This window comes from Klebsiella sp. I138 (assembly GCF_051131765.1).
Taxonomy (GTDB): Bacteria; Pseudomonadota; Gammaproteobacteria; order Enterobacterales; family Enterobacteriaceae; genus Klebsiella.
In genome coordinates, this window is record NZ_CP180447.1 from 3,944,489 (window position 1) to 3,957,111 (window position 12,623).

General features: G+C 56.0%; 10 protein-coding genes and 4 tRNA genes. 4 read left to right on the top strand and 10 right to left on the bottom strand.

Going from position 1 to position 12,623, the window contains the following annotated elements; translation table 11 throughout:
- Nucleotides 1-188 precede the first annotated feature (188 nt).
- Genes hemC through hemY form a run of 4 tightly spaced genes read left to right on the top strand, consistent with a single transcriptional unit; the run spans nt 189 to nt 4,270 of the window.
- A complete protein-coding gene (hemC, locus tag ACMYSK_RS18420) occupies nt 189-1,130 on the top strand; it encodes a hydroxymethylbilane synthase (RefSeq protein ID WP_434637597.1) in 942 nt (313 codons plus the stop codon).
- Nucleotides 1,127-1,867: a uroporphyrinogen-III synthase gene (gene hemD / locus ACMYSK_RS18425; RefSeq protein ID WP_434637599.1), complete on the top strand. Its 741-nt coding sequence runs from the start codon at nt 1,127-1,129 to the stop codon at nt 1,865-1,867. The genes hemC and hemD overlap by 4 nt, the downstream gene beginning before the upstream one ends.
- Before the next feature lie 21 nt (nt 1,868-1,888).
- The gene (hemX, locus tag ACMYSK_RS18430) at nt 1,889-3,070 is read left to right on the top strand and encodes a uroporphyrinogen-III C-methyltransferase (protein ID WP_434637600.1); all 1,182 of its coding nucleotides are present in this window, start codon (nt 1,889-1,891) and stop codon (nt 3,068-3,070) included.
- 3 nt (nt 3,071-3,073) lie between these two features.
- Nucleotides 3,074-4,270 (top strand): protoheme IX biogenesis protein HemY, encoded by a 1,197-nt coding sequence (hemY, locus tag ACMYSK_RS18435; RefSeq protein WP_434637602.1) that lies wholly within the window; start codon nt 3,074-3,076, stop codon nt 4,268-4,270.
- Nucleotides 4,271-4,790: 520 nt separating this feature from the next.
- On the opposite strand, the gene ACMYSK_RS18440 is transcribed toward hemY, so the two are convergent.
- The 10 genes from ACMYSK_RS18440 to rffA all read right to left on the bottom strand — a co-directional run bounded on the left by ACMYSK_RS18440 (nt 4,791) and on the right by rffA (nt 12,621).
- Nucleotides 4,791-4,867, bottom strand: a tRNA-Pro gene (locus ACMYSK_RS18440).
- Between the two features lie 42 nt (nt 4,868-4,909).
- A tRNA-Leu gene (locus ACMYSK_RS18445) sits at nt 4,910-4,996 on the bottom strand.
- A 22-nt stretch (nt 4,997-5,018) separates the two neighbouring features.
- Nucleotides 5,019-5,094: transfer RNA gene (locus ACMYSK_RS18450), tRNA-His, on the bottom strand.
- Between the two features lie 67 nt (nt 5,095-5,161).
- Nucleotides 5,162-5,238 (bottom strand) — tRNA-Arg (locus tag ACMYSK_RS18455).
- A 102-nt stretch (nt 5,239-5,340) separates the two neighbouring features.
- Complete coding sequence (gene thrP / locus ACMYSK_RS18460; RefSeq protein ID WP_434637604.1) at nt 5,341-6,726, bottom strand: bifunctional threonine/serine APC transporter ThrP; 1,386 nt, start codon at nt 6,724-6,726, stop codon at nt 5,341-5,343.
- Between the two features lie 341 nt (nt 6,727-7,067).
- On the bottom strand, nt 7,068-7,808 hold the full coding sequence (wecG, locus tag ACMYSK_RS18465) for a lipopolysaccharide N-acetylmannosaminouronosyltransferase (protein WP_434637606.1): 741 nt from the start codon (nt 7,806-7,808) through the stop codon (nt 7,068-7,070).
- An 8-nt stretch (nt 7,809-7,816) separates the two neighbouring features.
- Nucleotides 7,817-9,166 carry an ECA oligosaccharide polymerase gene (wzyE, locus tag ACMYSK_RS18470; RefSeq protein ID WP_434637608.1) on the bottom strand — a complete coding sequence of 450 codons (1,350 nt, stop codon included), beginning with the start codon at nt 9,164-9,166 and terminating at the stop codon, nt 7,817-7,819.
- The gene (locus ACMYSK_RS18475) at nt 9,163-10,242 is read right to left on the bottom strand and encodes a TDP-N-acetylfucosamine:lipid II N-acetylfucosaminyltransferase (protein WP_434637610.1); all 1,080 of its coding nucleotides are present in this window, start codon (nt 10,240-10,242) and stop codon (nt 9,163-9,165) included. The genes wzyE and ACMYSK_RS18475 overlap by 4 nt, the downstream gene beginning before the upstream one ends.
- Nucleotides 10,239-11,489, bottom strand: a complete 1,251-nt coding sequence (wzxE, locus tag ACMYSK_RS18480; protein WP_434637612.1) for a lipid III flippase WzxE — start codon at nt 11,487-11,489, stop codon at nt 10,239-10,241. The genes ACMYSK_RS18475 and wzxE overlap by 4 nt, the downstream gene beginning before the upstream one ends.
- Nucleotide 11,490: 1 nt before the next feature.
- Nucleotides 11,491-12,621 carry a dTDP-4-amino-4,6-dideoxygalactose transaminase gene (gene rffA / locus ACMYSK_RS18485; protein ID WP_434644197.1) on the bottom strand — a complete coding sequence of 377 codons (1,131 nt, stop codon included), beginning with the start codon at nt 12,619-12,621 and terminating at the stop codon, nt 11,491-11,493.
- Nucleotides 12,622-12,623 lie beyond the last annotated feature (2 nt).

A 12,623-nucleotide genomic window follows, 5' to 3' on the forward strand; every position in this document is an offset into this window, starting at 1 on the left:
GTAAAGAAAGATGCGCTACATACAAGTGTAGCACCGTTTACTGTGTGTAAATTCCTCACTACGGTTGTGGCAACCGTAATGGCACCAAACGCAAATAAAGAGAGAGCCGCCCCCCTAATCCCACAAAACTAACATCCCTAAGGCAACAATGTTAGGATAGTTTGTGGTCGACAATGACGGTAACAAGCATGTTAGACAAAGTTTTGAGAATTGCCACACGGCAAAGTCCACTTGCGCTATGGCAGGCGCATTATGTGAAAGATCGCCTCGAGTCCTGTCATCCAGGGCTGGTGGTGGAACTGGTGCCAATGGTCACTCGCGGCGACGTGCTCCTTGATACTCCACTGGCAAAAGTGGGTGGCAAGGGCTTGTTTGTCAAAGAATTAGAACTGGCCATTATGGAAGGTCGCGCGGATATCGCCGTGCATTCCATGAAAGATGTTCCCGTCGAGTTTCCCGAGGGACTGGGGCTGGTCACGATTTGCGAGCGCGAAGATCCGCGCGATGCCTTCGTCTCTAATCACTACGCGTCAATCGATGCACTGCCGCACGGCAGCGTCGTTGGCACTTCAAGTTTACGCCGTCAGTGCCAGCTGGCAGCCCGACGCCCGGACCTGGTGATCCGCTCTCTGCGCGGTAACGTGGGGACCCGCCTCGGTAAACTTGATAGCGGTGAATATGACGCCATTATCCTCGCCGCCGCCGGGCTGAAACGCCTGGGGCTGGAAGCGCGCATTCGTCAGCCGTTAACGCCGGAGCAGTCGCTGCCCGCCGTCGGCCAGGGCGCGGTCGGTATTGAATGTCGCCTGGACGATAGCTGGACGCAGACGCTGCTGGCGCCGCTCAATCACGACGAGACCGCCATTCGGGTCCGCGCAGAACGGGCGATGAATACCCGCCTGGAAGGCGGCTGCCAGGTTCCAATCGGTAGCTACGCTGAATTGATTAACGGCGAGCTGTGGCTGCGCGCGCTGGTCGGCGCACCGGACGGCTCGCAGGTGGTACACGGAGAACGACGCGGTCTGCCGGAAGATGCCGAACGCCTCGGCGTATCCCTGGCGGAAGAGCTGCTGGATAACGGCGCCCGCGAGATCCTTGCCGCAGTTTATGCAGGAGAAGCGCCTCGATGAGTATCCTGGTCACCCGTCCGCTGCCCCAGAGTGAAGAGCTGGTCAGCCGCCTGCGCGCGCTGGGACAGGTGGCCTGGAGTTTTCCACTCATTGAGTTTACTCCCGGGCGCGAACTGCACGCGTTAAGCGGCCAACTTGCGGCCTTATCCGCAGGCGATCTCTTATTTGCACTCTCGCAGCACGCGGTGGAGTTTGCCCATGCTCGTCTGCGTCAGGTGGGCCAACGCTGGCCTCAGGCTCCCGACTACTTTGCCATTGGCCGCACCACGGCGCTGGCCCTGCATACGGTCAGCGGCCAGAACATTCGCTACCCATTAGATCGGGAAATTAGCGAAGTCTTGCTACAATTACCTGAATTACAAAACATTGCCGGGAAGAAAGCCCTCCTTCTTCGCGGTAACGGCGGGCGGGAATTATTAGGCGAAACGCTCCGTGAGCGCGGCGCCGACGTCACTTTTTGTGAATGCTATCAACGTAGTGCGAAGCATTACGATGGCGCAGAAGAAGCAATGCGCTGGCAGTCCCGCGGCGTCACCACGCTGGTTGTCACCAGCGGCGAGATGCTGCAACAGCTTTGGGCGCTGATACCCCAGTGGTATCGCGAACGGTGGCTCCTTCGCTGTCGCATTTTAGTTGTCAGTGAACGCCTGGCCCAGCAGGCCCGCGAATTGGGCTGGCAGGATATCCAGGTTGCCGATAGCGCCGACAACGATGCGCTGCTACGCGCATTACAATAACTCTCAACATTGGAAGCCATAATGACGGAACAACAAAACCAATCCGCCGTGGTTGAAGAGACCAGGGAGGCCGTGGACAAGGCGCCACAGCCAGAGAATACCGGAAAGAAAAACGGCGGTAATAAAACCAGCCTCGTTCTGAGTGCGGTTGCTATCGCCATTGCCCTCGCCGCTGGCGTTGGCCTGTTTGGATTGAATAAACAGCAAGTGTCACGACAGAACGCGACCAGCACGGCGCTTGCCGATCGGGTCGCAGAGCTGCAAAAAGCGCAAGAAAGCCAAAAAAATGAACTCGAAGGCGTGATTAAACAGCAGGCAGACCAGCTAACCGAGGCGAAGCATCAGCAGGAAACGCTGGCGAAGCAGCTGGAAGAGGTGCAGCAAAAAGTCGCCGTCATTTCCGGCAGCGATGCTAAAACCTGGCTGCTGGCGCAGGCCGACTTTCTGGTCAAGGCGGCCGGGCGTAAGCTGTGGAGCGATCAGGACGTCACCACCGCCGCAGCGCTGCTGAAAAGCGCGGATGCCAGCCTCGCCGATATGAACGATCCCAGTCTGATTAGCGCCCGCCGCGCCATTACCGACGATATCACGTCTCTGTCGGCAGTCAGCCAGGTCGACTACGACGGTATTATCCTGAAAGTAAACCAGCTCGCTAACCAGATCGATAATCTGCGCCTGGCCGACAACAACAACGACGACTCCCCGATGGATTCCGACAGCGAAGAGCTGTCCAGCTCTATTGGCGAATGGCGCGTAAATCTGCAAAAGAGCTGGCAGAGCTTCATGGACAGCTTTATCACCATCCGTCGCCGCGACGAAACAGCCGTCCCGCTGCTGGCACCAAACCAGGATATCTACCTGCGCGAAAATATTCGCTCCCGTTTGCTGGTTGCCGCACAGGCGGTACCTCGCCATCAGGAAGAGACTTACAAACAGGCGCTGGATAACGTCTCCACCTGGGTTCGCGCGTATTACGACACGGAAGATGCCACAACCAAGGCTTTCCTTGACGATATCGATAAGCTGAGCCAGCAGACCATCACGATGAGCGTGCCGGAAAATCTGCAAAGCCAGGCCATTCTCGAGAAGCTGATGCAAACGCGAGTACGCAACCTGATGGCGCAGCCCGCCGTCACCCAGAGCAGTGCTCAGGCTCCCGCAACCACAGCGCCTGTCCCTGCACCTGCGCCACAAGGAGAGTAACGCATGCTGAAAATTCTCTTACTCTTCGCACTGCTGATCGCCGGGATCGTTGTCGGCCCGATTATCTCCGGGCACCAGGGTTATGTTCTGATCCAGACCGATAACTACAACATCGAAACCAGCGTCACCGGGCTGGCGATCATTATGATCCTCACGATGGTGGTGCTGTTTGCGATCGAATGGCTGTTCCGCCGTATTTTCCGTACCGGCGCCCACACCCGCGGCTGGTTCGTAGGCCGCAAGCGTCGTCGCGCGCGTAAACAAACCGAACAGGCATTGCTGAAGCTGGCGGAAGGTGACTATCAACAGGTTGAAAAGCTGATGGCGAAGAACGCCGATCACGCGGAGCAGCCGGTAGTGAACTACCTGCTGGCTGCGGAAGCGGCCCAGCAACGCGGTGATGAAGCACGGGCGAATCAGCATCTGGAACGCGCAACGGAACTGGCCGGAGATGATTTGATTCCGGTCGAGATCGCGCGCGTGCGCCTGCAGCTGGCCCGTAATGAAAACCATGCGGCCCGCCACGGCATTGACAAGCTGCTGGAAATTACCCCACGGCATCCGGAAGTTCTGCGCCTGGCTGAGCAGGCCTATACCCGCACCGGCGCGTGGAATTCGCTGCTGGATATCATCCCGTCAATGGCAAAAGCCAACGTCAGCGATGAAGAGCACCGTGCCGCGCTGGAACAGCAGGCGTGGATTGGCTTGATGAGTCAAACCCTTGCCGATCGGGGTAGCGACGGGCTGCGCGAGTGGTGGAAAAATCAGAACCGCAAAACTCGCGGGCAGGTGGCGTTGCAGGTGGCGATGGCCAATCTGCTCATCGAAAGCGACGATCACGATACCGCACAGCAGATTATTATCGACAGTCTGAAAAAGCAGTATGACGACCGGCTGGTCATGCTTATTCCGCGCCTGAAGACTAATAATCCGGAGCAGCTGGAAAAAGTACTACGTCAGCAGATTAAATCCGTCGGCGACCGTCCTTTACTGTGGAGCACGCTGGGGCAATCCCTGATGCGCCACGGCGAATGGCAGGAAGCCAGCATTGCATTCCGCGCCGCGCTGAAGCAGCGTCCGGATGCTTTTGATTATGCCTGGCTGGCCGATACGCTTGACCGCATGCATCAGCCGGAAGAAGCAGCGCTAATGCGCCGTGATGGCCTGCTGTTAACGCTCCAGAATAATCCTCAGTCATAACCTGCCGTTCCGCTATCGCCTCTTCCTGGGGCGATAGCGCACTTCTCTGAATCTGTTCCTGACTTCCAGACATAAAAAAACGCCTGCGCTGAAATCAGGGCAGGCGTTAAAACAGGTCTGTTTGACAACAAATTGGGTGCTTCACTCAACGTTATGTCCATGGTGTTTGATGAGACGATACGCTGTATCTCGCAGGCGGCGTTGAAGCGGCCTGAAGATTGTGCGTAAACGCGACATCTGTCAGTGGACGATAAGCACCGTAAACGGCTCTGCATCATTCCTGAGTTTATGAGGCCCGAAGGCGAACATAAGAGATGGAATGAGCATCTACCCGGCTATTATCGCACAGGTTCCGTGGGAATGACATCTGCCACGACGGTGAATTGGGAGTATTCCGGACAAGAAATGACGCTTTTGAATATCGCGTAGCTGTGAATTTTTATCTTGGAAATCAAGGAGACAGGAATGATTTGTGGCGATGAGAGAAAACAAAAAACCCCGCCGAAGCGGGGTTCAAAATTGGTCGGCGAGAGAGGATTCGAACCTCCGACCCACTGGTCCCAAACCAGTTGCGCTACCAAGCTGCGCTACTCGCCGATATACTGCTTTTTGAATTTTTAGTTCAATTCTTTAAAGTCGTGGTGCGAGGGGGGGGACTTGAACCCCCACGTCCGTAAGAACACTAACACCTGAAGCTAGCGCGTCTACCAATTCCGCCACCTTCGCAAATCACAACTCTATCAAATAATGGGGTGGCTAATGGGATTCGAACCCACGACAACTGGAATCACAATCCAGGGCTCTACCAACTGAGCTATAGCCACCACTACAAATCTTTTCACGCGGCCCTGTTAATTTAACAGTCCACCGCAGCTCAAGCACCGGGTTAAATGGTGCGCCCGACAGGATTCGAACCTGAGACCTCTGCCTCCGGAGGGCAGCGCTCTATCCAGCTGAGCTACGGGCGCTTAGCGCCGTTGCGGGGTCGGATATTACGGACTTCCCCCCCCGCTGTCTAGTGCCTTTTTAAATAAAATTTCTGTTTGGTCACGCTTTGTGCGTTTTGGCGTTTATTCCGCCGTTTTATCGATATTTCCACGGCGGCCGAGGCCAAACACCTTATAAATAAGCGTCACCAGCGCCAGGAAAAGTATCCCGACGAACAGCGACATTCGGGTGTCATCGTTGAAGCCCATACCGATTAGCACACAAACCAGGAACGCCATCGTGAAGTAGTTAGCCCATGGGAACAGCAGTGAACGGAATGGATGGCTGGCCATAGCTTCCCGATGCGCGCGGCGAAAACGCAGCTGGCTAATCAGGATCACAAACCATGGCACCATGCCCGGCAGCACGCTGGCGCTGTAGACATAGACAAAGACCCGCTGTGGGTTAGGAATAATATAGTTCAGGCAAGACCCAATCAGCAGGATCAGAATCGACAGCGCGACGCCCACGGCCGGGACGCCGTTGCGTGACACTTTAGCGATAGCCGCCGGCAGCTGGCGATTCCGCGCCAGTGCGTAGAGCATACGACCGCAGCTGTACATCCCGCTATTACAGCCGGAAAGCGCCGCCGTCAGCACCACAAAGTTGATAATACCCGCCGCAGCGGTAATACCGATTTTCGCAAAGGTCAGGACAAACGGACTGCCGTCGGAGCCAATCTGATTCCACGGGAAAATCGTGACAATCACGAAAATAGCGCCCACATAAAAAATCAGGATACGCCACAGGACCTTGCCCACCGCACTGCGCAGCGTGACCTGCGGGTTCTTCGCTTCGCCGGCGGTGATGCCGATAAGTTCAACGCCCTGATAGGAAGCCACGACGATACACAGCGCCGTCAGAAACCCCTTCCAGCCCCCGGCAAAGAAGCCACCGTGTTCAGTCAGGTTGCTGAATCCGATGGAGTGCCCGCCGTTGCCAAAACCAAAGAAGATCACACCCAGCCCGACCACTATCATCACAATAATGGTGGTGACTTTAATCATCGCAAACCAGAATTCGATTTCACCATACAGCCGTACCGCAGCCAGGTTTGCCAGCGCAACCAGCCCCACGGCAATCAGCGCCGGTATCCACTGTGCCATCTCCGGGAACCAGAACTGCACATACACCCCGATAGCCGTAATCTCCGAGATCCCGACCGCCATCCACATGAACCAGTATGACCAGGCGGTGAGGTAGCCGAAAAACGGGCTCATATAGCGGTGAGCGTAAACGGCAAACGAGCCGGTTACTGGTTCGAGGAACAGCATTTCGCCCATCGAACGCATGATAAAGAAGACAAATAAACCGGCGATAATGTAAGCCAGCAGGACGGAAGGTCCGGCCCACTTCAGCGTACTGGCCGCGCCCATAAATAACCCCACGCCAATCGTCCCGCCAAGGGCGATAAGCTCAATATGCCTGGCCTCCAGCCCGCGCTGAAGTTCCGCTTTTTTCTCTGTCATATAGCCTCTTTGTGTTTGCCCTGCTTCCGGTTTTTGTTCATCGTCCTTCGAACGGGCACAACTGACGGCAGACCTCACTCATTCCCGCGACACGATGATTCATGCCGCCGGGAGTGGCGAATTTGCCATAGCGCGGCCCGCGAATGGTCTTGCACATATACCGGTTATTTTTATGGATGAATGAAAGGATATGGCCTTGCCTGCACGACGGCATAAACTGCCCGCCGCGTATTAAGCATGCGAATGGTTAATGAATTTTAAGGAAATGGCAAACAAAGTATCAGGCGAGTTAATATATTAGACAGAATACGTACGTAAACTCGCCGATTTGCAGTGGAATATTAGAGCTGACCGGTATAATACCAACGTAAATATCGCAGCAGGCGCAGCTGTCTTTTAATCCGACTCGGCTGCGATATTAAACGATAGAACCACTCCAGGCCGAGGTCCTGCCAGAATTTTGGCGCCCGGTGGACATGGCCAGTGAAAACATCATAGGTGCCGCCGACGCCCATATACAGCGCCTGTGGGTAAACCTCCCGACAGTCGCGCATCAGAATCTCCTGACGCGGCGAGCCCATCGCCACGGTGACGATTTTTGCGCCGCTATCGCGAATACGCTCAAACAGCGCCTGGCGCTGATCAGCGGCGAAATAGCCATCCTGACTGCCGACAATATTGACGTTCCAGCGTGCCCGCAGCTGTGACTCCGTCTGGGCCAGGACCTCCGGTTTGCCGCCCACCAGGAAGACCGGAGTCCCCTGTGCGCCAGCACGTTCCATCAGCGCTTCCCAGAGATCGGCGCCCGCCACGCGCGAAACTTGCGCCTGCGGATATTTTTTGCGTAATGAACGAACGACGCTGATGCCATCGGCATATTTAAACTCAGCGGCTTCAATCAGTGCCCGAACTTCCGGGTTATCTTCAACCGCCAGCATCTTCTCTGCATTGATAGCGACCAGCGTCCCCTGGCGGATAGCGCCGTCCGCATACAGATAATCCAGAGCGTGCTGCATATTGCGCCAACCAATGAGTTGTAACCCTCTCAGCAGATACAACGGCGCAGAAATAGTCTCAGTCATGTCCATCCTTATCTGACCTGAGGTTGCGAAAGCGGTTTAGCCCGCCGGTGAATCAGTCCCGCGCTATCCAGGAACCAGTACAGCAATTTCGCCGCCAGTAAGCAGATACCAAAGATCACGAGGAAAAACACCACGCGGGAGCCAAATGAGTCCAGCCCTTCGCGTGCCAGCACTATCATGTTGAAGATAGCGCCAAAACAGAAACTGTGCAGAATAGCCGCTTTATAACGGTTACTCTCCCGGTTGCCGAGCTCGTACAGCCAGTCAAACCATTTAATAATAAGCCCGACAGCCACCGCGCCCAGCGGAACAAACCAGACCCCGCCCATCACCACCAGCGAGCCAATCAGCGTCGGCGAGATAGCCAGGCCGGAGTGGTTATTCAGCACTTCCCAGGTAAAATAGTTCGCGGTATTGAGCACCATGGATGGCCGTCCATGCCACATCCAGCTGGGGATAAAGACGTAAAAATCCCTGATCATCGGCGCCAGCCCCTGGAACGCGATCTTGTCGTAGTTCTGCAACAGCAGCGCCAGGTTCTCCCACGGCGAAAACGTATCGCGGGTCAGGTACAGGAAGGTATAAAACGCCTCATCGCCGCTGACGTTCATACCGTAGCGCTTGAGCGCCAGCCAGAACATCCCCACAATGCCCAGCACCCCAGCCGCCGCCAGCATCCACAGGCTAATCCAGCCACGAATAATGCCGATAAATAAGAAGATAGCGAAAGCGATAATAATATTTGCGCGGGTTCCACCGACGATGGCATAGGTCAGCAGCCCAAACGCCACTGTGCTGATCAGGAAGAATATCCACGCCTTATAATCCTGGCGCAGGAAATAGACCACCAGCATTGCCGGGATAAAGAAATAGAAAAAGCGCTTCAGGGCCACACCGGAGACTTCAGCAGAGAAGATCTGACTGTAGGAGTTGAGCTTAAACAACAGGAAGCCGTTGTGGGCGAAGAAGATCCCGACGCACAGCAGCGCCACGCCCAGCAGAATGACCCATGTCAGATGGGCTTCCACGCGATTCATGGTGAATAACGGGCGCCGCTGGCTGTCATGCGTTGCCGCACGCAGACGCGTTTTATAGGTCACGTAATAGACCGCATAAAAACAGACCGACACCAGCAGGGTTTGTAAAAGCACGTCCGGCGGCGCAACGCTGACATCAAAGCGGAACACCAGAATACTAGTCAGCGGGAAGCCAAAGAAGAAAGTCAGCAGAAACAACAATGAGAAGAAAACATTGAAGTTAAAGCGCACGCGGCGAAACTCAAAATACGTCGCGGTGGCGATAAATAGTGTGGACAGCAGCCAGACAGCCAGCAGCCCGCAAAATTGCATTAATGTCATGCTTTGACCTCCGCGGCAATCTGCAATGCCCGCTGCCAGCCAGCCAGGTAGTTCGGTCGGAAGAAAGCAATCTGGTTCTTATCAACGCTCGCCAGCTGGCGCTGAGCCTCACGTACCACGGCCACATCCAGCGCATCACCGGTAAACAGCACCGGGATATTCTGCTCCGTCATATCCTGCCAGAACGGATTTTCCCGGTTCAGTACGCAAGGTATACCCGCCTGAATCAACAGACATAATGTCCCGATGCCCTGCTGGCGAGCGAAGAGGAAATAGCCCAAATCGCAGCGACGCAGCAGGTTGAGATAATCATGAAACGCCAGCTTTTCGCTGAGGATCTGCAGGTGTTCCGCGCTGAATAACGCAGAACCTGCTTCACGCACCTCATGAATATAGTCCGCATTATTTTCCGGATACCCCATCGGCACAATCACATTGACCGTATCACCAAACTGCTGATGGATAGCACGCAGCGCCGCAATATGCGCGTTGCTGCGATCGCCCGAGTTGCCCACCAGCAGAGTCAGCGTCTCTGCGCGCGGGGCACTCTCGGCCAGCGAATTGAGCGCCGGATCCATCCGCGTCGGGAAATAGAGCAGTTCGCCGGGCACGCGCGGATGGCGACGGGCAAACCAGCTGAGATCGCCGCGAGTGGCAAAAACACGCCCCACCCGGCCCTGCGCCAGACGCCGCAGCGGATAGAATAAGCGGAACTTCAGGCTGGACGAATTCTCATACAGGTCGGCGCCCCAGATATGCCAGTTAAACTGGCCCGGACGAATCCCGCCGCTTAGCAGCGCCAGCCACAGCCCGGTATTAAACTGGCCGTGGAAGAAAAACCGCTGACGACGATCGGCTTTTGCCAGAGCAATAACCGCCTGCGCCAGGGATTTTTTCCCGCGATAGCAGGCGATCGACAATGCCGGGTACGTTTCGCCGACTCCCGTATCATCACCGACGACCATAAACCGACGCGCCTGCTCGTCATGAACGGCCAGCTCGTCGTTAAAGAACCGCAAAACGGTCTGGTTGTGGTGCGGGATATCCGATCCCAGTACATGTATCAGTGCTGTCATGCCCGTTTACGCCAGAGTAAAAACACGCCACTACAAAGGGCGAAATAAACAATATAAGTAGCCATATACGCCTGCGCTGCGCCAATCGCGCCATGCGCCGGGATAAGCCAGTGCGAAAATGCGGTCAACAGCGTGAACTGGCTGATTTCCGTCAGAATATAAAAACGCAGTGACGCTTTTGCGATCACCAGATAGCCATATACATAGGCGCCGACCTTCAGCACGTCGCCGACCAGTTGCCAGGCAAACAGATCGCGCATTGCCGTAAAGCGCTCAGAAAACAGCAGCCAGATGGCAAAGTCGCGCAGCAGCCAGACCGTCAAGCTTGCCGCCGCCACCGCCGGAAGGACAAATTTCAATGACTTGCCGATCTCGCGGGTAATCTCCGCTTTGGCCGTCAATCGGGAGAGCGTAGGCAGGAGGTACACGCTAAATGATGCGGTGATAAACTGCAGATAGGCATCGGATATACTGCTGACACCCTGCCAGATGCCTACTGCTTCCCAGCCATAATGATCCGCCAGCAGGTTACGCATCATCACGTAGGCCACCGGCAGCGTCACTGAGGTAATCAACGCCATCAGGGTAAACTTGGAGAGCTGCCCCGCCAGGCCGTTATCCCAGCGCGGACGCAGCGCGCTGAGCGGAATCCTCCCGCGCCGCCAAAGTACGATCGCCGCCGGGACCACGACCAGCGCCGGCACCAGCGCCAGCCCAAGCAGCGCCCCTTGATAGCCCGCGAAATGATAGCAAGCGTAGTAGGCCACGACACCAATCAGGCTACCAGCGATCAGCGACAGGGCATTCCCCGCCGCATCGCGAAAACCTTTCATCAACGCCAGCAGCAGGTTGGCCCAGGCAATCCCCATCTGTACCAGCGCCACAAGGCGCACCAGCCCCTGGTAATGGGTGTGGCCAAACAGCCCCTGGCTAATCGGTGCCGCCGCCAGCAGAAAAATTAATGCCAGCAGCGTTGAGAAGCCAAGCACCATCGTCGAGGAGGTTCCGACGACTTTATTCAGCTGCTGTCGATCGTCATGATGCTGCGCAACCAGTTTGGTGACGCCGTTGAAAATCCCCGCGCCGGCCAACACGCCCAGCACGGTTACCAGCTGGCGAAAGTTACCGGCCTGACCAACCCCAGCCGGTCCAAAGGAGACCGCCAGCAGTTTAACCACCAGCAGCCCGGCACCAATTTTGACCAGCGTAGACGCGGCGGTCCACAGTGAAGCTTTAGCCAGAGACATATCAGGAGAAATAGCTCAGCAGCGAATTAATCACCGTACGCTGATTGGCTGACGACAGATTGTAGAACAGCGGCAGGCGCAGCAGGCGCTCGCTTTCCTGAGTCGTATAACGATCGTCACCGCGGAACTCACCGAAGTGTTCGCCCGCCGGGCAGCTATGCAGCGGAATGTAGTGGAACACCGCCAGGATTTCCGCCTCTTTCAACCAGGCAATCAGGTTGCTGCGGTCGTCGATATCGCGCAGCTTAATATAAAACATATGCGCGTTCTGCCCGCAGTCAGCAGGAATGGCCGGCAGATCGATACGTCCTGCCCGCGCCAGCGGCAGCAGTGCATCGTAATAACGCTGCCAGAGCGTTAGACGCTGCTGGTTAATCTGTTCCGCCGCTTCCAGTTGCGCCCACAGATATGCCGCCTGCAGGTCGGACATCAGATAGCTGGAGCCGATATCGCGCCAGGTATATTTATCCACCAGCCCGCGAAAGAACTGGCTGCGGTTGGTGCCTTTTTCACGGATGATTTCCGCGCGCTCAATCAACTTACGATCGTTAATCAGCGTCGCCCCGCCTTCACCGCCGGCGGTATAGTTTTTGGTTTCATGAAAGCTGAAGCAGCCGATATGGCCAATAGTGCCCAGCGCTCGCCCTTTATAGGTCGACATTACGCCCTGCGCGGCATCTTCCACCACGAACAGATTGTATTTGCTGGCAAGAGCCATGATGGTGTCCATCTCGCAGGCTACACCGGCATAGTGGACCGGTACAATTGCCCGGGTTTTATCGCTAATCGCCGCTTCAATTTTGGTTTCATCGATGTTCATCGTATCGCGACGAATATCGACAAAGACGATTTTGGCACCGCGCAGGACAAAAGCGTTGGCGGTGGAGACGAAGGTATAGCTCGGCATTATCACTTCATCGCCCGGCTGGATATCCAGCAACAGGGCCGCCATCTCCAGCGACGCGGTACAGGAAGGCGTCAGGAGTGCTTTGGCGGTTCCGAAACGCTGCTCCATCCACTGCTGGCATCGTCGGGTATACCCGCCGTCGCCGCACAGTTTGCCGCTGTCCATCGCGGATTGCATATAATCAAGCTCGGTTCCCACCACCGGCGGTGCGTTAAATGGAATCATCA